The sequence below is a fragment of the Corynebacterium sp. HMSC068G04 genome (genome assembly GCF_001814885.1).
GTDB classification, from domain to species: Bacteria; Actinomycetota; Actinomycetes; order Mycobacteriales; family Mycobacteriaceae; genus Corynebacterium; species Corynebacterium hiratae.
In genome coordinates, this window is sequence record NZ_KV818300.1 from 1 (window position 1) to 20455 (window position 20455).

The 20455-nt window shown below is 60.6% G+C and carries 20 protein-coding genes; 5 read left to right on the forward strand and 15 right to left on the reverse strand.

All coding sequences use genetic code 11. The features are described 5' to 3' along the window. The first annotated feature begins 212 nt into the window (after window positions 1-212). A complete protein-coding gene (locus HMPREF2993_RS14010; protein ID WP_016423158.1) occupies window positions 213-566 on the forward strand; it encodes a type IIL restriction-modification enzyme MmeI in 354 nt (117 codons plus the stop codon). A 70-nt stretch (window positions 567-636) separates the two neighbouring features. On the opposite strand, the gene erm is transcribed toward HMPREF2993_RS14010, so the two are convergent. The 5 genes from erm to HMPREF2993_RS03265 form a co-directional block, all read right to left on the reverse strand. After that, window positions 637-1491, reverse strand: a complete 855-nt coding sequence (gene erm / locus HMPREF2993_RS03245) for a 23S ribosomal RNA methyltransferase Erm (protein ID WP_070517629.1) — start codon at window positions 1489-1491, stop codon at window positions 637-639. A gap of 349 nt (window positions 1492-1840) precedes the next feature. Beyond that, window positions 1841-2074 carry a recombinase family protein gene (locus tag HMPREF2993_RS03250; protein ID WP_224784272.1) on the reverse strand — a complete coding sequence of 78 codons (234 nt, stop codon included), beginning with the start codon at window positions 2072-2074 and terminating at the stop codon, window positions 1841-1843. Window positions 2075-2271: 197 nt separating this feature from the next. Continuing rightward, the gene (locus HMPREF2993_RS13950) at window positions 2272-2526 is read right to left on the reverse strand and encodes a HepT-like ribonuclease domain-containing protein (protein ID WP_081636726.1); all 255 of its coding nucleotides are present in this window, start codon (window positions 2524-2526) and stop codon (window positions 2272-2274) included. Continuing rightward, on the reverse strand, window positions 2447-2701 hold the full coding sequence (locus HMPREF2993_RS13810; protein WP_232745419.1) for a nucleotidyltransferase family protein: 255 nt from the start codon (window positions 2699-2701) through the stop codon (window positions 2447-2449). Before HMPREF2993_RS13810 ends, HMPREF2993_RS13950 begins: the two co-directional genes overlap by 80 nt. Window positions 2702-3050: 349 nt before the next feature. Further along, window positions 3051-4532, reverse strand: a complete 1482-nt coding sequence (locus tag HMPREF2993_RS03265) for an ApeA N-terminal domain 1-containing protein (protein WP_070512995.1) — start codon at window positions 4530-4532, stop codon at window positions 3051-3053. A 30-nt stretch (window positions 4533-4562) separates the two neighbouring features. On the opposite strand from HMPREF2993_RS03265, the gene HMPREF2993_RS12995 reads away from it, so the two are divergent. Further along, window positions 4563-4970, forward strand: coding sequence for an RCC1 domain-containing protein (locus HMPREF2993_RS12995; protein ID WP_232745421.1), 408 nt, complete (start codon window positions 4563-4565; stop codon window positions 4968-4970). Window positions 4971-5139: 169 nt separating this feature from the next. Here the strand turns inward: HMPREF2993_RS12995 and HMPREF2993_RS03270 are convergent, their stop codons facing one another. The 3 genes from HMPREF2993_RS03270 to HMPREF2993_RS03280 are packed head-to-tail and all read right to left on the reverse strand — an operon-like array spanning window position 5140 to window position 7635. Further along, entirely contained in the window at window positions 5140-5928 is a 789-nt protein-coding gene (locus HMPREF2993_RS03270) for a zeta toxin family protein (protein ID WP_070700976.1), read from the reverse strand. 3 nt (window positions 5929-5931) lie between these two features. Beyond that, entirely contained in the window at window positions 5932-6195 is a 264-nt protein-coding gene (locus tag HMPREF2993_RS03275) for a hypothetical protein (RefSeq protein ID WP_070444618.1), read from the reverse strand. Window positions 6196-6225: 30 nt separating this feature from the next. Next, window positions 6226-7635, reverse strand: a complete 1410-nt coding sequence (locus HMPREF2993_RS03280; protein ID WP_070700978.1) for an aldehyde dehydrogenase family protein — start codon at window positions 7633-7635, stop codon at window positions 6226-6228. A gap of 151 nt (window positions 7636-7786) precedes the next feature. Here HMPREF2993_RS03280 and HMPREF2993_RS03285 point away from each other — a divergent pair, with 151 nt between their 5' ends. Then, window positions 7787-8707 (forward strand): AraC-like ligand-binding domain-containing protein, encoded by a 921-nt coding sequence (locus tag HMPREF2993_RS03285; RefSeq protein WP_070512985.1) that lies wholly within the window; start codon window positions 7787-7789, stop codon window positions 8705-8707. Between the two features lie 86 nt (window positions 8708-8793). On the opposite strand, the gene HMPREF2993_RS03290 is transcribed toward HMPREF2993_RS03285, so the two are convergent. The 7 genes from HMPREF2993_RS03290 to HMPREF2993_RS03320 form a co-directional block, all read right to left on the reverse strand. After that, entirely contained in the window at window positions 8794-10281 is a 1488-nt protein-coding gene (locus HMPREF2993_RS03290; protein ID WP_070512982.1) for an NAD-dependent succinate-semialdehyde dehydrogenase, read from the reverse strand. 9 nt (window positions 10282-10290) lie between these two features. Then, on the reverse strand, window positions 10291-11076 hold the full coding sequence (locus tag HMPREF2993_RS03295; protein ID WP_070512979.1) for an HpcH/HpaI aldolase family protein: 786 nt from the start codon (window positions 11074-11076) through the stop codon (window positions 10291-10293). Further along, complete coding sequence (hpaH, locus tag HMPREF2993_RS03300) at window positions 11061-11846, reverse strand: 2-oxo-hept-4-ene-1,7-dioate hydratase (protein ID WP_046648741.1); 786 nt, start codon at window positions 11844-11846, stop codon at window positions 11061-11063. Before hpaH ends, HMPREF2993_RS03295 begins: the two co-directional genes overlap by 16 nt. 156 nt (window positions 11847-12002) lie before the next feature. Beyond that, complete coding sequence (gene hpaD, locus HMPREF2993_RS03305; RefSeq protein WP_070517631.1) at window positions 12003-13079, reverse strand: 3,4-dihydroxyphenylacetate 2,3-dioxygenase; 1077 nt, start codon at window positions 13077-13079, stop codon at window positions 12003-12005. Between the two features lie 53 nt (window positions 13080-13132). Then, window positions 13133-14650, reverse strand: coding sequence for a 5-carboxymethyl-2-hydroxymuconate semialdehyde dehydrogenase (hpaE, locus tag HMPREF2993_RS03310; RefSeq protein WP_070547163.1), 1518 nt, complete (start codon window positions 14648-14650; stop codon window positions 13133-13135). Window positions 14651-14666: 16 nt separating this feature from the next. After that, window positions 14667-15329 (reverse strand): GntR family transcriptional regulator, encoded by a 663-nt coding sequence (locus HMPREF2993_RS03315; protein WP_046648738.1) that lies wholly within the window; start codon window positions 15327-15329, stop codon window positions 14667-14669. Further along, window positions 15326-16801 carry a fumarylacetoacetate hydrolase family protein gene (locus tag HMPREF2993_RS03320; RefSeq protein WP_070700980.1) on the reverse strand — a complete coding sequence of 492 codons (1476 nt, stop codon included), beginning with the start codon at window positions 16799-16801 and terminating at the stop codon, window positions 15326-15328. Before HMPREF2993_RS03320 ends, HMPREF2993_RS03315 begins: the two co-directional genes overlap by 4 nt. Before the next feature lie 122 nt (window positions 16802-16923). On the opposite strand from HMPREF2993_RS03320, the gene HMPREF2993_RS03325 reads away from it, so the two are divergent. Further along, on the forward strand, window positions 16924-18288 hold the full coding sequence (locus tag HMPREF2993_RS03325) for an MFS transporter (protein ID WP_070700982.1): 1365 nt from the start codon (window positions 16924-16926) through the stop codon (window positions 18286-18288). A 205-nt stretch (window positions 18289-18493) separates the two neighbouring features. Further along, window positions 18494-20344, forward strand: a complete 1851-nt coding sequence (locus HMPREF2993_RS03330) for an FAD-binding monooxygenase (RefSeq protein ID WP_070700984.1) — start codon at window positions 18494-18496, stop codon at window positions 20342-20344. The last annotated feature ends 111 nt before the right edge of the window (window positions 20345-20455 follow it).

Below are 20455 nucleotides of genomic sequence, written 5' to 3' on the forward strand. Positions count from 1 at the left end.
CTACGCACCCCGAAACCGGAAGAGCCGGTTTACGGACCCGGTCCCAGACCCCTCAATACTCTGAGCCGGAAGAATGGAAAGTGGAAGGTTGATGTATCCCCACTATTTATTTTTTCCGTTTTTCGGAGTACATCGGGAGCTACAACTGCGGACCAGCTCTGTGTGAACTAGATGAGAAGGCGCAGCAGCGAATCATCGACGCTGGACAGTTGGTGCTGCGGGCACGCGAGCGGCACCCCCAGCGGTCACTCGCGGAGCACTACAACCCGTTATCGATGGACCCAATTCTGCTCAAGGCTCACAACAACTTGGACCGGGAAGTCGATAAGGCTTTCGATGTGGCACGCAAACTCACCAACGAGCGCCAGCGCCAGGAGCTACTGTTCGCCAGCTACGGGGAGTTGGCGAGGGGCTATGTCTCCTCGCTTTCATCAAAATCGAAACCACCAGCAGGGTCGTTCCCCGTGCGGGTGATTTTGATCGGTCCCGCTGCTGGGTGTAGAACCCTGTCGCTGGCAACGCCGGGAACTATGACTGTGCCCGACGAGAACACGTCACTGCCATAACGCGGCTCACGGTAGACGAACATGGGTCGTTCACTACTACTGGTGGATTTCGGTTTTGGTGGTGGGGGGATTACCGCCGCCGGCCTCGATTTTTCCGTTGAGGAGGTCGTTGACTACTTCCCGATGGTGAAATGGGCCGATGGTGAGGTAGAGAGGAACCAGTCACCTGGAAGAGATCGATCCAGTCGCTGGTGTGCAATCTGGGAGGTAGGGTCGCGGGGTCGATTCCTCGCGAGCGCAACCATGATTGTGTCTCTGAACGTGATGAAAACAACCCTGCCCTTCGGAGAATTTCCCCTATCCCGCGTCCCCGGGCAGTGAAAACGGTGTGCACCATCGCCTGAAAGGCTTTGCGCTGCTCTATCGGAATCTTCGGGTCACCCACCCGGCGGATCACTAAGATCCCCCCGTCAACGTTTGGCTGTGGCCGGAAAGCAGACCTTGGTACTCGGGAACCAAGGTGAAACGTGAACCATGGGGACCACTGAGCCGTCATCATCGTGCTTGCACCTACCCCGGCCCGGCGGCGAGCGACTTCCCACTGCATGAGGAGTACAGCGTCAGTCCATGCCGGCGCATGCAACAACTTTCGAAGAATGGCAGTGGTGAGGTGAAAGGGAATGTTTCCCACAATGACGCAGGGAGTGGCGGGTAACCGGAAGTTAAGGAAATCATCATGGACCACTTCGACCGCCGCCGAGGCGGTCTTTTTTGTGAGTTTGGCAGCTAGTTTTGCGTCTACCTCAACTGCCGTTATCGCCCTCCCCAAGTGGGCCATCGGGTGAGTGAGGGCACCGCTTCCTGGCCCGATCTCAATGATGGGGCCGGAGGTTTGTTTCACAAGATCGACGATGGAGTTGATGATCTTGTGGTCTGTGAGAAAATTTTGGCCATGCTCGTGACGGCCGTATCCGTATGCAGACATCAGGTGTGCTCCTTGGAGTTGAAACGGAGCCGGGCATGACAAATAGCCGCCCGGCTAAAGGACCGGAGCGGTTTCTAACCTGCGGGAGGGAGAAAACCGCCTTAGCGGCTGGTGAGCGGCCGCATGAAAACGGAACCTGAAATCAACATGGGCCTATCGTATCCAATTAATTTCGCAGGGTCCAATACGGTGAGAAAGAAGACAACCGCACCGCAACAGTGCAAGACCTCTCTGGATTGGAATTTGTCCTACCTTCGGCTCGTCGTACAGACGCCACTGGCGTATTTTGTCTCTGGGCAACGAGGGGGAGTTACCCCCACCTCCGGATGTTTTTAAGGTGCACCCCTTATTACGCTGTGGTGCGGGAGTAGTTTTGTCCGACTGATCGGACTACCCACCGACGTGGGGCGGGTAGTTCGAGGTCCCAGCAGATGATCGCGTCGATTTCGCCGCGTTCAAAGGATGCCACCATGGCGTCGTAGTCGGGGCGAGCCACATTCTTCTTTGACGCGGAAATGGACTGATCGACGTAGTTATGTCCTATGTCCAACGTCCAAGCCACGCTGCTTTGCAATGGCTTCACAGTCCTGACGCTGCCGGTCGATGGTGAGGCCATCCACGTCAGCGTCTCGCGAGATACGAAGGTAAATAGGAGCGCGTGTTGCCAAACGCTTTTAATAAGGCCCTTAGCTAACATTGAACTTAAACTCGACCACGTTCCGTAGCCGAATAACCTTTGGAGCCGCGCCGTCAGTTAGCAGAGATGTGGCACCGCAGCGCCTAGGCAAGAGGAGGCAGATGAGTATCGACGATATCGCGGACCACGTCGATGTCGACGCCGAAATACTGGTGCACCAGGATGTTGCGGAAATCCCGAATCTGAGGCCAGACGATCTCAGGGTGCGCGCCGGTGATCTCATCGGGAAGATGGTTCACGGCTTCGCCGGACTGCGACTCACAGCGGCACCGCCTCGGCGAGCGTCGAAGCGGATACCGGGTGCCTGAGCAACTGGGCAGGAAACACGTCGATGCCATCGCGCCCGAACAGAGCGCGACTCTCCTCGAGCAGACCAGACGCACGCATCAGGAGACGTCCCTCCGCAGGGTCCATCCCGACGAGGATGTCGATGTCCGATCCTGCAGACGCGGTGCCGCGCGCGACGGACCCGAACAACTTCGGGTTGGTCGCGCCGTACCGATCGATGAGCACCTGGAACTAGTCAAGACGCGCAACGAGAATCCCGCGTAGGGCAAGCGTCTCAGGCGTCATGACGGTCTCAGACATGCTTCCGGGGGAAACGGGCCCGGCAGCACGTCGACATGGAGCTTTGACATTGAAGCGGAACTCCACCGCGTTCTTAAGGGCCGACGACATTCTCCCGTCTCACCGCCGCACCAGGCGGCACTGACGCGCTGCCACCACTTACAGCCGGTCGTCTCGCCCGCCCGCCATGACGCACTCAACGAACGAGCGATAGAGCAGGCTTACACGCGTCTCGCACTAAACGACCGGGCAGCAGCGTCACGGAGGTTCCGAAGTAGCGGCTATCGCAGTGCACCTAAGGGTTTGGTGAGGGAACCAGCCATTCGGCAGCGGTACGGAACGTAGCCCTCAGTTGCGGGTGCTCCCGCACGATCTCTCGCTGCCGCTCCGCCGGCAACCCGAGCTCGTGCAAGACGTTGAGGATTACGACCGCGGTCGTCACCTCGACGACGGCGATCAGCTCCTCGATGGAATGGTTGGGCGTTCTGCCCTCGTGCGCGAGGTCATTGCGGGCGCGCGTCGTCCACTTCGCCCAATGGTCGACATCCGGTAAGAGCTGTGCGATCGCTTCCTGATCGGGTCGCGCGGCGAGGGCATGGAGCCGATCACGGAGGGTCGGGTCGTTGCGGATCGCCCCCTTGAACCTGTTTCGGTGCTCATCGGGAACCTGCGCCAGCATCGCCTCTCGCATCGCCCTGAACTCCGCGTTGGGGAACGGTTTCTCGTCGATGCGGAGGTTGCGGTGCAACACCTCGGCAGCATCGACTGCCGTCAGAAGATTGTTCTCAACAAAACGGGCCGGTGCGTAGCGCAAGCCCAAGATCATGTTTGTCGCTGCCTCCAGGCGGCCATGGGCCTCGCACCATCGGGGCATGACCTCCTCAAATGGGATCGAGCCGCAGGTGAAGAACATTCGGTGGTGATCGACGACTTTCGCGTCGTGTTTTCCAAGCGCGGCCGGTGAGTAGAGCACATCGGCACGTCGGCGCGGCAGCGGGCGGCCATCAGGGAAGTGCGACTCGGTCCCGGCAACTTCCAGTCGGAGCCAGATCACTCCGGCCGCGCGATGCGTCGCCAGGGAGATCAGGTCCTGCACCAGGCTCGCCTCCTGCAGAGCAACACTCAGAGAGAATGGTTCGGCTGGCACGACGCAGATGGACACCGTGTCCCGCATACGTCCGACGCTTCCTCCCTTGCGCTGGTCGAAGAATGGAAGCGTGTGCGTGTGCTGAAGGCGATACTCAGTGTCGTCGACCACGACCGATTGCGCCTCGACCGGCTTCACCGAGATACGCCCGGTCCCATCGATCTTGCCGTCGGGAGCCCCGAGGGATCCTTCGAACACAGAAGACGCCGCCCAGAGACTCAGATCCTCGACTGAGACTTCTGCCCTAGCGAACGCCGGATCCGCGTCACCGCTGACATGCGCGCCGATGATGGCGACCGTCGCGGTCACGGTCTGCTTATCAGGGCTCGCCACTCGCGCACCCATGGTCCTTCTGGTGCTCCTAGGAACACAGCCAAGCAGTGTGATCTCCCTGAGCTCGGCCACACCGTGCATGACTTCCCAGGTGCGGGTTCCTTCGTGAACAGCAGTCCATCCAGACGAGTCCGTCGTCAAGATCCGATCCTCGAAGGTGCCGATCAGCGACAGAGAGAGACCATCTTCCGGGTCGTACCGTAGGACACCCGGGACCTTCTCGCTAGGGGCTTCCGGCAGCCACCACACGCCAGCCCACTCGCCGGCCTTGTCGAGGTTGAGAGGATCATTAGGCATCGTACTCCCGGTCCCGGGCTCCTTCCTGTCTTGCGGCCAGATGTCAGGTCGAAAATCTTTACTCCACCACATGCCCCCCACGTAGGACAATCTACAGCGAGATCATGGTCAACTGAGATCGGATGCGGCGACTGGCACACAATCGCAGTTCGACGCGACGGCACAGCCCTCGCAACTGGCAACAATCAGCGAGGGCAGACCGACGTCGCCCGGTGGACACACGTGTCCGGGGTCTTTGCCGGCTACCTACACACCGTCGGCTTACACGAAGACGGCACCGTCGTCGCCGTCAGCGACGACAGCAGAGGCCAGTGCGATGTCCAGTCATGGACCGGCATCACAGCGATCGCAGCCGGAGCGAGACACTCGCTCGGGCTGCGGGCGACCACACCGAGCAGCAATGCAATGTCAACGCCTGGGCCGCTCGACCACAGATGAACTGAAGTCCAGCGTGCCCGATAATCGGCGGTCGATCACACGTTGAATCTAAACTCCACGCAGACGACATCCTCAGCCTGCTAGACCTCGCAGACCGCCAGCTCGCCAGCAGCCGCTTTGACACGAAGCTCTCACCGCCTACCGGGCGCGCAGTTCCACGGGCACAGCCTTAAAGCTTGCGGATAAGCTCTGCATCAGCCACGAGGTTTTGCGTGAGCTTCTCAGCTTCAAGCCCACTCAAGTCACAGCTGTCGAAACGGGCCAGCCAGTCGGCCCGAACAGCGGGGGAGTCGAACCAGGTTGCGCGCTCGGCTTCAATATCCTCGATGCCGCTCAAGGTACGGCCGTCGCGGGTGCGGATCTCGAGGTCGTCGACAAGCGGGGCAATCGCTTGAAGCCCTGGGACGATGGCCTGAAAGCCCGACGTGTGGGAAACTTCATTTGTCCAGCGCGGGTAGCGGCTCACGCGCTGCGCCTCCAGGTAGCGCTGGACCACACCCAGTCGAGAAACCTCCTGAGCAACCGCCAGGCCCACGACCTTCACGCGGAAACCCGCAGACCGAAACTTGGCTATCTCACCCGCGATGAACTCCGGGTTGGACAGCGTGTTCTCAATGATGAGGGAGTGCCCGTGCTGACGGCCATACTCAATCAGCGAGGACATCCAATAGGGCACCGGCCCATTGGTGAGTACGTCCATGCGTAAGGGATCGCGCTCCACAATCTCGTCGAGGGCGGGGTGCAGCTTCCGAATCTCATCGGAATCAAGGACCGCGTGACCGTTCTTTACCGATTCAATGGCCGTTGATTTGCCTGACGCTGGCTGCCCCGCCACATAAATGACCTCTGGAACAGCCGGACCATGAGCATTCGATCGGCCGAAATAGCTGGCTTGCAGAGTCTTTAGCCGTTGCTCCATAACCTGCGGATCAACGGGGAAGTCAGCGGCAGAAAGCATAGGCTATGCCGCTTTGTGCTCGGAGGAGAGGGCTTCAAGCCGCTGCGCAAAGAGAGCCGCAGCGGATCGGATGGCTTCGATGTCAGTTGCATCAACCTCGCCAACCATGTCCTCTACCAGCCAGTTCTGGCGAATCCACCATTGCGATTCAACGTCGTTGCCTGCTTCAGCGGCCCTAGTGAGGTAGGCAGCTTTCAGCGAGGACGCAACCTCCTTCATGGCGTCGAAGGCTGCGTACTCGATCTCCGGGACTTTGGCGGTGCTCATGGCGCTAAGAATAGCAGCGCCACGGCGGTTTTAGCCGTTGATAATCTGCGGGTAGGCCAAGCCCTTGAGGCCCTCAGTGCCAAACTCCACGCCGTAGCCGGAGGACTTGATGCCGCCGAACGGCACGCGCGGATCTACGGCACCGTGGCTGTTGATCCACGTGGTGCCAGCCTCCAGCTGCGCGGCAACTTCCAGAGCGCGCTCACGGTTGGAGGACCACACGGAAGAGCCCAAGCCCACGTCAAGCTTGTTGGCCTGCTCGATGGCCCAATCCAGGTCTGTGTACTTCACAATCGGCAGTGCCGGGCCGAACTGCTCCTCGACGACCAGCGCGTTATCCGGGTCGATGTCCGCCACCAGGGTGGTGGGGTAGAAGTAGCCCGGCGCGTCGTAGTCCGGGTCACCGCCCAGCAGCACGCGGGCGCCGGAGTCCTTGGCGGCGTTGACGAGCTTGTCCACGATGTCGAACTGCTGCTTGTTCTGCAGCGGGCCGAGCACGTTCTCCTCTTCCAAGCCCACGCCCATCGGGGAGGCCTTGGCCACCTCGACGAGGGCCTCGCAAACGGCGTCGTACAGCGACTCCGGCACGTACACACGCTTCATCGCCGCACAGGTCTGGCCGGTGTTGATGAACGCGCCCCAGAAGAGGTCGCCGGCGATCTCCTTCGGGTCGGCATCATCCAGCACAATGCCCGCGTCATTGCCGCCGAGCTCCAGCGTGAGGCGGGTGAGGTTGTCGGCGCTGGCCTCCACGATCTTCTTGCCGGTGGCGGTGGACCCGGTGAACATGATCTTGTCGACGCCCTCGTGGGTGGTCAGCGCCGCGCCAACCTCACCGGCACCGCTGACGACCTGGAGAACACCCTCCGGCAGCACGGAGTTCACGACCTTAAGCAGGCCCAGTACGGAGAGCGGGGTGTACTCAGAGGGCTTGACGACGACCGCGTTGCCCATACGCAGCGCCGGCGCAATCTGCCAGATAGTAATCATCATCGGCCAGTTCCACGGGCCGATAGCACCGACGACGCCGAGCGGGCGGTAGTTGACGGTGGCGGTGATGTCATCATCGACGGCGGTGTAGTTGGGGTGCTCGAAAGAGGCGGTAGCATTCAGCCAACCAGAGCAGGCACCGACCTCGAAGCGGGCGTTCGGGCCGTTGAGCGGCTTGCCCTGCTCACGGGAGAGCAGCTCCACCAGCGCTTCGGCATTGGCCTCCACCGCAGCCGCAGCCTTGGTGAGCAGCTCGCAACGCTCTTCGTCGCTCAGCTTGGCAAAGTCCTTTTGTGCCGCGCGTGCGGTCTCAACTGCAGCGTTGAGGTCCTCTACGGTGTTTTCTGGGGCGCGGCCAACGACCTCACCGGTGGCGGGGTTGAGGATGTCACGTCCATTCTCGTCCGTGATGGCGTTGAGCAGATCAGCGTACGTGGCGAACTGAGTCATGAGATCTCCTTCAGGGAAGTCGAGGGCCCCGCGAGCAAAGCCCAAAAGTTACTTTTGTTTAGGATGTTACCTGCACCACATCTACAGGCTTGACTCTGAGTGCACACAATTTGTCCAAAAATGTGCCAGTTCTCACGATATGATTCCAGTTATGTCTTCCTCCGCCGTTGAACATTTCGATATCGCGTCGTGGCGCACCGCGTCATCCGATTCTTTTGGACAACTCGACGTGGACGCCGAAGACCCCTCTTCCTTTCACGCCACGCTGCGCTCCACGAAGGTGGGGGACATATCCCTCTTCGACATGCACACCTCCCCGCACACCGTGAACCGATACAAGGTTTCCACCGACGAGGTCCCTTTTTGCAAGCTCAGTTTGCAGATCACAGGCTCCTCAACCATGAGCCAGGACGGGCGAACCTGCGAGCTTCGCCCGGGGGACCTAGCGCTATACGTCACCCAGCGGCCCTACACCCTGCGCTATCCGGAGGAACAAAACACCCTCATTGTTCACTTCCCACAGAGCTTCCTCGACATCTCACCCGCGCAGATCCAACGCCTCACCGCGAATCCGATCTCACGCTCACACGGCCTCGGCGCGGTGGCCGTGCCCCTCTTTGAACAGCTTGCCAAGAACCTGGACCTATTGAAGGGCCCGCATGCCACGGCCCTAGTCCGCTCGGCGCTGACCATGCTGGTGTCAGTCTTGGCCTCCGACGTCGCCGACGAACCCTCTGCAGGCACACTCCTGTTCAACCAGGCCACCGCCTACATCGAGAAGCACTTGGGCGACCCGGACCTAGGCCCGAGCACCATCGCCCAAGCACTCTTCGTATCGGTACGCCACCTCCACGCCAAGTTCTCCGAACAGGGCCTCTCCGTAGGCAGCTACATCCGAACGAGGCGCCTAGAGCACATCCGCAGAGAACTCGTGGACCCGCGGCACTCCGAGGAATCGATCAGCCACATCAGCGCCCGCTATGGCCTGCACGATCCCTCGCACCTGTCACGCATCTTCAAGGCGGAGTACCACAAGTCACCGAGTGCGTACCGAGCAGCGGCCAGCGAATAGCACCGGCAAGTTTGGCATAAAAGACAATGCTGGCACCTCTCACAAAGGAGGTGCCAGCATCATTATCAGCGAATTTAATGCACTATTTATGCATTCGCGTACGGGTCGCGCATAGCGATGTACTGCAGCGAGGTGTACTCGTCCAGGCCCTCAGCGCCGCCCTCGCGGCCCATGCCGGACTGCTTCACGCCACCGAATGGGGCAGCGGCGTTGGAGATGACGCCGGCGTTGAAGCCCATGAGGCCGAACTCGAGGCCGTCACCGATGCGCCACATGCGGTCCGAATCCTCGGTAAACACGTAGGAGGCCAATCCGTACTCGGTGTCGTTAGCAATCTCAATTGCTTCCTTCTCATCGGAGAAGGTCAGGATCGGAGCAATCGGGCCGAAGATCTCCTCCTGTGCCACGCGGGCATCACGAGGAACGTTCGTCAGAACAGTGGGGGAGTAGAAGTAACCCTTGCCCTCACCCGGCTTGCCACCGACGATAGCCTTGGCGCCCTTGGCCACGGCATCGTCGACAAGCGCGGTGATGTTATCCAGCGCCTTCTGCTCCACGAGCGGACCACAGGTAACGCCCTCGTCGAGGCCGTTGCCCACCTTGAGCTCACCGATGCGCTTGGCGAACTTCTCCGCGAACTCATCAGCGATGGACTCGTGAACGATGAAGCGGTTGGCGGCGGTGCAGGCCTCACCGATGTTGCGCATCTTGGCGCCCATTGCGCCCTCGACGGCCTGGTCAATGTCGGCGTCCTCAAAGACGATGAACGGAGCGTTGCCGCCCAGCTCCATCGAGGTGCGCAGGACGTTGTCCGCAGCTGCCTTGAGCAGAGTCTTGCCCACCGGGGTGGAGCCGGTGAAGGAAACCTTGCGCAGACGAGAATCCGCCATGATCGGCTCGGAGATAGCAGACGCAGACTTACCGGAGACCACGTTGACCACGCCAGCCGGAACGCCAGCATCAATCATGGTCTGTGCGAAGTACTGGGTGGTCAGCGGCGTCAGCTTGGCCGGCTTCACCACCATGGTGCAACCAGCGGCGATGGCCGGTGCAATCTTACGGGTAGCCATGGCCAGCGGGAAGTTCCACGGAGTGATAAGCAAGCACGGGCCCACCGGCTTACGACGGGTCACCATGCGCAGGGTGCCCTCCGGCGCCGGCAGGGTACGGCCGTAGTCACGAACGGCCTCCTCGCTGAACCAACGCAGGTACTCAGCGCCGTAAGTAACCTCACCGTAGGACTCTGCCAGCGGCTTGCCCATCTCCAGGGTCATCAGCGCAGCGAACTCGTCCTTGCGCTCCTGCACCAGGTCAAAAGCACGGCGCAGCAGGTTGGAGCGCTCGCGGGTGGACGTGCGTGCCCACTCATCCTGCACGGCGCAGGCGGCGTCCAAAGCCTTCTTCGCATCCTCAGAAGTAGCGGAGGCAAGGGTGGCGATAACTTCACCGGTTGCCGGGTTTTCCACGTCGAAAGTGGATCCATCGGAGGCGTCTACCCACTCACCGTTAATCAGCAAGCCAGTCGGAACCTTGGCCAGCAGCTCGTCAATATTGACCTTGTTGTTTTCACTCATGGTTCTTTTTTACCCTCCCAAATGGAATTTGTCTGCCAGTTGGCGTGCCGCACCCGAAAGAAGTTGAACATCCGCCCCAACCAGGGCAAATGATGCGCCGGAAGCTATGTATTTCTGGGCCTGTTCAAGGTTGAAAGCGTTGACGCCTACCTTCTTTCCGGAAGCGCGCACGGCTTCAAATGTGTGATTAACCGCCTCGATCACATCCGGATGGGTCTGCTGACCCAGCAGCCCCATGGAGGCCGCCAGATCAGAGGGACCGACGAAGATGTTGTCCACCCCGTCAAGAGCCACGATTTCTTCCACGTTCTCTACCGCGGTCGCAGACTCAATCTGCACCGTGAGGCTCACCGTATCTGAGGCATTGGCGAGGTAGTTCTCCACGCCGTTCCAGCGTGAGGAGCGGGCCAGCGCCGAGCCCACGCCGCGCACGCCGCGGGGAGGGTAGTGCATGGCTGCTACGGCAGCCTCGGCTTCCTCGACGGTATCAATCATGGGCACCATCAAGTTTTGTACACCCAGGTCAAGGTACTGTTTGATGAGTGCCGTGTTGTTTACTGGCACGCGGACCACGCGCGTCACGCCGTAGGCGTCGGTAGCCCGCAGCAGAGAGAGGATGGTTTCGAGGCCATAGGGCGAGTGTTCGCCGTCGATCAGCGTCCAGCTAAAGCCAGCCGAGGCGATGATCTCCGCTGCAGCCTCCGAGCCGGAACAGATCCAGGCGCCAACGAGCGGCTGCTCGGCCTTTTCTAGGACGTCCGCGAAAGTGGGCGGCAGCTTTACTGGAATCGGCATGTGATGGACCCCAACTTTCCATAGTCTGCATGGACGGTATCGCCCGGTTCAACCCACATGGGCTTGGTGAAGGAACCGGCCAGGATGATGTCGCCGGCGGCAAGGCTATCGCCGTGCGCATGAAGCTTGTTGGCAAGCCAAGCCACGCCCATTGCCGGGTGGTTGAGCACAGCCGCGGCCACACCCGTATCTTCGATGGATTCGTTGCGGTAGAGCAATGCAGACACCCAGCGCAGGTCGACGTCTGCGGGATCCACCGGGTTGCCGCCGTAGATCATGGCGCCGAGGGCTGCGTTATCCGAAATGGTGTCGACAATGGTGCGTCCCTCCATCTCAATGCGGGAGGAGAGGATCTCTAGAGCAGGGACGACATACTCAGTAGCGCGCAGCACGTCGAAAATGCTGCAATTCGGCCCCTTTAGCTCCTCCTTGAGCACGAAGGCCAGCTCAACCTCGATGCGGACGTTGGAGAACTGCGCGTGCTCGATAGTGGAGCCGTTCTCATAAACCTGGTCTTCAAAGATTGCGCCGTAGTCCGGTTCGGTAATTCCCGTGGCCTCCTGCATAACCTTGGAGGTCAGGCCAATCTTACGACCGACGAGACGGCGCCCGTCTTCGATGCCGCGGCGCACCCACTCGCGCTGCACCGCGTAGGAGTCCTCAATGCTCATCTCCGGGAAACGGGCGGTCAGCAGCGGGACCATCGACCGGTCCTTTTCGGCTTGCGCCAATTCATCTGCGATAGCGATGTGCTGTTTCTCATCCAGCATGTATTTCGCTCCTTACTGTGTTATTGAACGTGACTGTGGTGTTGTAATGGTTGTTAAACGTTGCGGTTTCACGTGAAACGACAACGCGGCCCCGCGTTATGTGCGCATTATCGACGCCGCGGGACCACGTTAATCAACCTGAGTGCTTAGGCCGTTTTAGAGCTGGTTACCCAGCTTGTACTCGCCCTGCTTCCACTCCGGCATCTCCTCCGAGTCTTCCTTACGGGTGTAGGAGAAGCCGTCCGCACCAATGGTGGCCTCGAGCTCGGACTCATCCTCGCGAGCGACCAGCGGCACCGGGTTGCCATCCAGGTCGAGGACGGTGGAGCCATCGCGGTACCAGGACGGAACAACCGGGGTTCCCCACCAGTCACGGCGCTGGTTATCGTGGACATCCCAGGTCACGACCGGGTTATCCGGGTCGCCGGTGTAGTAGTCCTGGGTGTAGATCTCTACGCGGTGGCCATCCGGGTCACGCAGGTACAGGTAGTAGGCGTTGGAGACGCCGTGGCGGCCCGGGCCGCGCTCAATGCGGTCGGATTCGCGGAGCGCACCCAGCTTGTCACAAATCGCGATGATGTTGTGCTTCTCATGGGTAGCAAAGGCGATGTGGTGCATACGCGGGCCATCGCCACCGGTCATGGCGGTGTCGTGCACCGTCGGCTTACGACGCATCCATGCAGCGTAAACGGTTCCTTCCTCATCGCGAATGTCCTCGGTGGTGCGGAATCCGAGCTCTTCCATGTACTTCACTGCGGCAGTAACGTCCGGAGTGATCTGGTTGAAGTGATCGAGGCGAACGAGCGCACCAGGGATGTGGGCGTCGTATGCCCAGGCCAGACGCTCACGGTGCTCAACCTCGTAAAAGAACTCGTACGGGAATCCCAACGGATCCTGTACACGCACGGAGTCACCGATGCCCTTGACGAAGCCATCCTTGTTACGGCGAACCTCGCAACCACGCGCCTTGTAGAACTCCTCGGCGAGGTCCAGATCCTCCGGCGAACGAACGCGGAAGGAGAATGCAGCGACGGCAGCGACGGGGCCCTGACGCAGCACGAGGTTGTGGTGGATGAACTCCTCGTAGGTGCGCAGGTAGATTTCGTTCTCGTTTTCCTCGGTCACGACGAGACCGAGGGTGTCAACATAGAACTTACGGGATGCAGCGAGATCGGTAACGATGATCTCCATGTAGGCGCAACGCAGAATGTCGGGGGCCTGAATGTCAGCCATGATGGCTCCTTAGTGTGAATTAGTAATGGGGGAGTGGAGGGGGCGTGTAGACGTTACTGGTCCTGCTTGCCAAAGACCGGGTTGTGCACCTTATCCAGGTTGATGTGGACGGCCTGCTGATCGGTGTAGAAGTCGATCGAGCGGTAGCCGCCCTCGTGGCCCAGGCCGGAAGCCTTCACGCCGCCGAAGGGGGTGCGCAGGTCGCGGACATTGTTGGAGTTGAGCCACACCATGCCGGCCTCAACGTTCTGGGCAAAGTTGTGGGCACGCTTCAGATCCGAGGTCCACACATAGGCGGCAAGACCATACTTCGTGTTGTTCGCCAGCTCGAGTGCCTCTTCGTCGGTATCGAACGGGGTGATAGCAACAACGGGGCCGAAGATTTCTTCCTGGAAGATTCGTGCGTCCGGCTTGACGTCAACGAAGACGGTCGGCTGGACAAAGTTGCCTTCCGGGAAGCCTTCCGGACGCTCGCCGCCGGCGGCCAGGGTGGCCTCCTGCTTGCCGATCTCGATGTAGGAGGTGACCTTCTCGTAGTGCTCCGGGTGCACCAGGGCGCCGACCTCGGTGGTCGGATCGGAGGGCAGGCCCACCTTCACGCGCTTAGCCTGGGCGGCGTAGCGCTCCACGAACTCATCGTAGATATCGCGCTGAACCAGGATGCGGGAGCCGGCGGTGCAACGCTCACCGTTGAGGGAGAAGACGCCGAAGATGCAGGCGTCAATAGCTGTCTCCAGGTCGGCGTCGCTGAAGACGATGGCCGGGGACTTGCCGCCCAGCTCCATCGACAGGCCCTTGAGGTGCGGGGCTGCGTTGCCGAAGATGATCTGGCCGGTGCGGGATTCACCGGTGAAGGAGATCAGCGGGACGTCCGGGTGCTTAACCAGCGGGTCGCCGGCGTAGCCTTCCTCGCCGAAGCCGTTGACCAGGTTAAAGACGCCCTTCGGGAGGCCGGCCTCCTCGAAGATGCCTGCCCACAGCTGTGCGGAAAGCGGAGTGAACTCGGCCGGCTTGAGGACGACGGAGTTACCGGTGGCGATGGCCGGGGCGAGCTTCCAGGACTCCAGCATGAACGGGGTGTTCCACGGGGTAATCAGGCCCGCCACGCCAATCGGCTTACGGTTGACGTAGTTGATCTGGCGGCCCGGTACCTTGTAGGCGTCGTCAGCCTGGGCGACAATCAGGTCAGCGAAGAAGCGGAAGTTCTCCGCAGCACGCTTGGCCTGACCGTTGGCCTGGGTGATCGGCAAGCCGGAGTCGAAGGATTCCCAAGCAGCGAGCTTGTCTGCGCGGCTTTCGACGATGTCGGCGATCTTGTTGAGGACGCGGGCGCGCTCACGCGGCAGCGCCTTAGACCATGGGCCGTTCTCGAAGGCGTCCTTCGCGGCGGCAACCGCCTTGTCAATGTCCTCCGGCTTACCAGAAGCGGCCTTGATGTAGGCCTTATTGGTTACCGGATCGAGGACCTCGAATTCATCGCCGTCAATCGACGGGACAAACTCACCGTTGATGTAGTGAAGAATCTTCTCTGGAAGGTCGGTGGGCTTAGCAGCATCGTTGTTGATAGCCATGAGTGCTGTGAACTCCTTAATCGTTTTTCTTGCGATAGGTGTTGAGGGTGGCCAGTCGGTGTTGCCTGGCCACTTTTTCTATGTAGGCGGGTTCCGCGCCAGCCTCAATGAGGCTGACCAATTGCTCGTGCTCGCGCGTTGACTCTTGGGCTCTCTCCGGCACGTAGCGGAAGGTCGAGACGCGGTGGTATTCCAATTGCTTCCATTGGTCCACCACCAAGTCCTTCAACCTCTCGTTCGGGCACTTGGAGAAGAGAACGCTATGAAATTCTTTGTTGAGCTGGGTAAATTCTTCTGGATCGTGGTGGATATCGAGCTCCCGCATGCGCTGGTTGATCTCCCGCGCCCGGGCAATATCCTCCGCGTTGAGATACGGGGCGGATTGGGCCGTGGCATTGGCTTCCACGGTGGCCACGATGTCCATGGATTCGTAGTAGGCCTCGCGATTGTAGGTGGTCACGCTGGCACCGACGTTGCGTTCGTAGGTGACCATCCCTTCCGCTTCGAGTTGCCGAATAGCCTCACGGACGGGAACTACGCTGATCCCCAGTTCATCCGCGATTGTTGCCAACACGAGGCGATACCCGGGCTCATAGTCGCGAGTCCGAATCCTTTCACTTATCCAGTTATAGGCTTGTTGGGATTTACTTTCCCCGGCTGGTGCTGCGGTTTGCGTCATTGACCACCTGCCTTTCCATCACGGAAAGCGATGTAGGCTTCCTTGTTCGCTCCGGTCGGCGGGAAGAGCCCATCCAAGCTGGCGCCTTCCTCCACCTGGGAGGCGACCCATTCGTCCTCGTGCTCCTTAGCCAGGGCACCTTCGGCGACTTCGGCTGCGATATCGCGGGGGATGACCACGACGCCGTCATCATCACCAACGATGATGTCACCCGGGAGGACGGTGGCGTTGCCGCAGGAGACAGCGATATCGCTATCCCACGGGACATGCTTGCGGCCGAGCACGCAGGGGTGAGCGCCCTGGGTGAAGACGGGCAGGCCGATCTCCTTCACAGCCTCGTAGTCACGCACGCCACCATCAGTGACAACGCCGGCTGCACCACGTACCTTGGCGCGCAGTGCCAGAATGTCACCCAGTGTTCCGGAGCCGGATTCCTGGCGGGCCTCAATAACGATGACCTCGCCTTCCTTGACGGTGTCGAAGACCTTCTTCTGCTCGTTGAGTCCACCGCCATGAGACTTAAACAGATCCTCACGGCCAGCCACAAAGCGCAGCGTGCGGGCAACACCCACCATCTTGGTTCCCTTGGCCTGCGGGTAGACGCCTTCGATCACGGATTGGTTGATTCCGCGCTGTCGCAGCTGGGCGGACAGGCCGGCGGTCGGTGCCTTCTCCAACGCTGCCTTGAGCTCTGGGTCGAGCCCGCCCTCATCCTTGGGGGGAAGGCCGGCGGATTCGCGGTCACCGTAGGCGTCCTCGCGCTGCTTATCGTCCACGTAGGGCAGGTTGCCCAGCTGTGGATCGAAGGAAGCGGGGACTTCCTTCACGGTGGTCTTCAACCTGCCGGAGCTCACGCCACCCGGCACGTCAACCTCGACCTCAACGACATCCCCCGGCTCGATAACGGAGGAACCCGCCGGGGTGCCGGTGAGGATGATGTCACCGGTCTCCAGCGTCATGTGCTGGGACAGGTCGGCCACAAACTGGGCGAGCGGGAAGATGAGATCCTCATCAGAAGAGGTTCCCTCCTGAACAACCTCGCCATTGACCCAGGTGCGCAGGCGCAGACCCTTCGGGTCGATCCCTTGGGCGTCGATAAGCTCAGGCCCAATGGGGGTGTACCCGTCACGGGACTTGGAGCGGGTGTTGGAGCCCTTGTCCTGCACCTTGTAGTCATACAGGCCAATGTCGTTCGAAGCCGTCACGTAGGCGACGTGCTTCCACGCATCCTCAAGCGATACGTTGCGGGCCGGGGTTCCGATGATGAGCGCGATTTCTCCCTCGAAAGCCAGCAGCTCCGTTCCCTCGGGGCGTTCAACAACCCGGCCCGATTCAGCCAGCGTGCTGGTCGCCTTGAGGAAGTAGCTCGGGGTCTTGGGCCAGCGACCGCGCTGAGCTGCGCGGGACTCGAAAGCCACATGGACAGCGATCATTTTGCCCGGTTTAACCGGCAAGAACTCAGGTACAGCCATGAAGAATCCTTAATTGTGAACAAATCCTTGCCCAGATCGTATATTATCCCTACCACCACCGCAAGTGGTTCAACTCACACGCATTTCCATATATGGCACACCGCATGCCGAAAGGAACCAGAATGTCGCACACATCTGTCACGCCGGCAATTTCGACGGCCGAACGCCGCCGCGTCGTCGCCGCGACTACCATCGGTACCGCCATCGAGTGGTACGACTACTTCCTCTATGCCGCAGTGGCCGGACTCGTGTTCAACCAGCTCATGTTCGGCCCGCTCGAGGGTGGCCTAGCCACCATCATTTCCTTCCTGACCGTGGGATTGTCCTTCCTGTTCCGCCCGGTCGGCGCGTTCTTAGCAGGGCACTTTGCTGACCGGCTTGGCCGCCGCGTGGTTCTCATGGTCACGCTCATCGCCATGGGAGGTGCGACCACCCTCATCGGCCTTCTGCCCACCTACGAGACCGCTGGAATCTGGGCGCCGATCCTCCTCATCACCTTGCGCATCATCCAGGGCATCTCCGCAGGTGGCGAGTGGGGATCCGCCGTGCTCATGGCTGTGGAACACGCGCCGAATGACAAGCGCGGCCTCTACGGCGCAGGCCCCCAGATCGGCGTTCCTGCCGGTCTGCTGCTTTCTTCCGGCGTGCTCTCCATCATGAACACCATCGCGCCTGGCGACGCCTTCATGAGCTGGGGCTGGCGCGTACCTTTCCTGCTCTCCTTCGTTCTCATCCTGGTGGGCTACCTCATCCGCATGGGCGTCGACGAGTCCCCAGTCTTCGAAGAGATTGCAGAGCGCGAGGAGGAAGAGGCCACCAACCCCATTGGCAAGCTCTTCAAGAATTTCACCCCGCTGGTCCTGGTCGCGGCCCTCGTTTTTGCAGGTAACGGCACCGTCGGCTACATGACTACGGGTGGCTACATTCAGCGCTACGCCACGGATCCCGACGGCCTCGTTGCCCTCGACCGCGGTGACGTCCTCAATGCGGTGACCGTCTCTGCAGTCACGTGGGCATTGATGACTTTGTTCGCGGGATACATCTCCGACTATATCGGCCGCCGAAACACCTACCTCATCGGATTCATCCTGCAGGGAATCGGCGCTGCCGCCCTTTTCCCGCTGGTCAACACCGGTAGCCTGGGGCTTCTCTACGGCGCACTCATTTTCCTGACCGTCGGCCTGGGCCTGACCTATGGGGCACAGTCCGCGATGTACGCCGAGCTCTTCCCAGCCTCCATTCGCGCTACCGGCGTGTCCATCACTTATGCGCTTGGCTCGGTGTTGGGCGGCGCCTTCGCCCCCATGATCGCCGCGTCGCTCGTGGAGGCTACCGGCACCACCTTCGCGGTGTCGGGCTACCTCGTCTCCGCCTCGATTGTCGGCTTCATCTGCGCTTTCATCCTGCGCGAGCGCAAGGGAATCGCACTCGGCGCAGAGCACGAGTCCGAGCAATCTCAGGGACACTTCATCTTCAGCCCGCGCTAGGCGACGTCCTGTGCGCAGATCATTGTGCAGAAGACGCGCATCATATATGATTCTAAAAATAAGACCCAGCTCACATACTCCAGACGCCTTGAACTGAGTCACCATCTCCACGAGCAAAGCTCACAGAGCGATGGGGGAGTAGCTACCACCCCCATCACTCGCTTTTGTTCTCGACCACGACAACCCGCTGACTAAGGAGTCCACAGTGCAGTTCCACCACAACGGCTACGTTTCGGAAGATCCCCGCGTGCACGAGCCCGCCGGGTATGGCATCGATCGCGCCTCTGAGCTTCCCGATGAAATGGACGTCCTCATTGTGGGCTCCGGCCCGGCCGGCATGATCGCGGCCGCGCAGCTAGCAATGTTCCCCGACGTCAACACGCGCATCATTGAGCGCCGTCCTCACCGCCTCGAGTTGGGCCAGGCCGACGGCATCCAGTCCCGCTCCGTAGAAACCTTCCAGGCCTTCGGCTTTGCCAAGGAAATCACGGAAGAGGCCTATGAAATCACCGAGATGTCCTTCTGGAACCCCGATCCGCAGGACCGCTCCAAGATTGTTCGCGGTGCACGCCCGATTGACGACGAACACGGAATCTCCGAGTTCCCCCACCTCATTGTGAACCAGGCTCGCGTGTTGGACTACTTCGCCCGCTACGCACGCCGAGCACCCGGCCGAATCACCCCAGATTACGGCTGGAACTTCGTCTCCCTTGAGGTAGGGGAGGGCGAATACCCCGTGACGGTGCACCTCGAGGATGTCGACGGCAACCCGCGCGACGTACGCGCTAAGTACGTCGTGGGCTGCGATGGCGCGAAGTCCCGTGTCCGTAAGTCCATTGGCTGCTCGCTCAAGGGTGACCAGGCCAATCACGCATGGGGCGTCATGGACGTTGTCGTCGATACTGACTTCCCGGACTGGCGCACCAAGTGTGCCATTCACTCCCAGGCCGGCTCAATCCTGCACATCCCGCGTGAGGGCGGTTACCTCTGCCGCATCTACGTCGACCTTGGCGTCGTGCCCGAGGATGACAACCACAAGGTCCGCTCCACCCCGATTGAGAAGATCATCGAGAAGGCTAACGAGATTTATTCGCCCTACTTCATCGACGTCAAGATGGTCGCTTGGCACTCGGTCTACGAGGTGGGCCACCGACTTGTCGACGCGTTCGACGATAACAACGAGGATCCGCGCGTCTTCCTTACAGGCGACGCCTGCCACACCCACTCGGCCAAGGCCGGCCAGGGCATGAACGTCTCCATGCAGGATGGCTTCAACATCGGCTGGAAGCTCGGCCATGTTCTCGACGGCCGCGCCCCGAAGGAGCTCCTGACCACCTACCACGGTGAACGCCAGCCAGCTGCCCAGAACCTCATCAACTTCGACCGCGAGTGGTCCACCCTCATGGCCACCCCGACCGAAGAGCTCGATGATCCCGAGGCAGTCGAGAAGTACTACGTTTCCGCGGAGGAATTCGCCGCCGGCATGATGACGCAGTACGAAGAAAACCTCATCGTCGGCAGCACCGAGCACCAGAAGCTGGCCGTCGGCTTCCCGGTGGGCAAGCGTTTCAAGTCCTACGAGGTTCTGCGCCGCTGTGACGCGTACCCCCAGCACCTGGGCCACCAGCACACCGCTGACGGCCGCTACCGCATCTACGCCTTCGCTGATGCACCCAAAGCCGGCGAGACCTCAAAGCTCAGCGAGTGGGCTGACAAGGTGGGCCCCATCCTGGCTAAGTTCACGCCCGAGGGTGCCGATGAGAACACCTATTTCGACGTGAAGGCTATCTACCAGCAGACGAACCATCACGAGTACGAGATCCTGGACGCTCCGCTCCTGTTCCGCCCCCGCAACGGCAAGTTCAATATCCCGAACTGGGAGAATGTTTTCAATGCTCTGCCGGGAGACAAGGACATCTTCCACACCCGCGGCATTTCTCGCGACGGTGCCGTCGTCATCGTTCGCCCGGACCAGTACGTGGGAGCGGTCCTTCCGCTCGATGACCCAGCTGCCATCGAGGACTACTTCTCTTCCGCGCTCATCAAGCTCACGTAGTTCGTTTCAAGCTCAAGGAGCTTGAAACTGAAAGGGGCCCAGCACAACGCTGCCTGACTTAGGTCATGGGTGGGTGAGTAACGTCACTCTTGACACTGTTACCTGTTGGTT

Excerpts from the sequence above, each read along its gene's own strand:
- erm (WP_070517629.1), bottom strand. The coding sequence starts at position 1,491 with ATGTCTGCATACGGATACGGCCGTCACGAGCATGGCCAAAATTTTCTC.
- HMPREF2993_RS13950 (WP_081636726.1), bottom strand. The coding sequence starts at position 2,526 with ATGGCATCGACGTGTTTCCTGCCCAGTTGCTCAGGCACCCGGTATCCG.
- HMPREF2993_RS03265 (WP_070512995.1), bottom strand. The coding sequence starts at position 4,532 with ATGCCTAATGATCCTCTCAACCTCGACAAGGCCGGCGAGTGGGCTGGC.
- HMPREF2993_RS03270 (WP_070700976.1), bottom strand. The coding sequence starts at position 5,928 with ATGCTTTCTGCCGCTGACTTCCCCGTTGATCCGCAGGTTATGGAGCAA.
- HMPREF2993_RS03275 (WP_070444618.1), bottom strand. The coding sequence starts at position 6,195 with ATGAGCACCGCCAAAGTCCCGGAGATCGAGTACGCAGCCTTCGACGCC.
- HMPREF2993_RS03280 (WP_070700978.1), bottom strand. The coding sequence starts at position 7,635 with ATGACTCAGTTCGCCACGTACGCTGATCTGCTCAACGCCATCACGGAC.
- HMPREF2993_RS03285 (WP_070512985.1), top strand. The coding sequence starts at position 7,787 with ATGTCTTCCTCCGCCGTTGAACATTTCGATATCGCGTCGTGGCGCACC.
- HMPREF2993_RS03290 (WP_070512982.1), bottom strand. The coding sequence starts at position 10,281 with ATGAGTGAAAACAACAAGGTCAATATTGACGAGCTGCTGGCCAAGGTT.
- HMPREF2993_RS03295 (WP_070512979.1), bottom strand. The coding sequence starts at position 11,076 with ATGCCGATTCCAGTAAAGCTGCCGCCCACTTTCGCGGACGTCCTAGAA.
- hpaH (WP_046648741.1), bottom strand. The coding sequence starts at position 11,846 with ATGCTGGATGAGAAACAGCACATCGCTATCGCAGATGAATTGGCGCAA.
- hpaD (WP_070517631.1), bottom strand. The coding sequence starts at position 13,079 with ATGGCTGACATTCAGGCCCCCGACATTCTGCGTTGCGCCTACATGGAG.
- hpaE (WP_070547163.1), bottom strand. The coding sequence starts at position 14,650 with ATGGCTATCAACAACGATGCTGCTAAGCCCACCGACCTTCCAGAGAAG.
- HMPREF2993_RS03315 (WP_046648738.1), bottom strand. The coding sequence starts at position 15,329 with ATGACGCAAACCGCAGCACCAGCCGGGGAAAGTAAATCCCAACAAGCC.
- HMPREF2993_RS03320 (WP_070700980.1), bottom strand. The coding sequence starts at position 16,801 with ATGGCTGTACCTGAGTTCTTGCCGGTTAAACCGGGCAAAATGATCGCT.
- HMPREF2993_RS03325 (WP_070700982.1), top strand. The coding sequence starts at position 16,924 with ATGTCGCACACATCTGTCACGCCGGCAATTTCGACGGCCGAACGCCGC.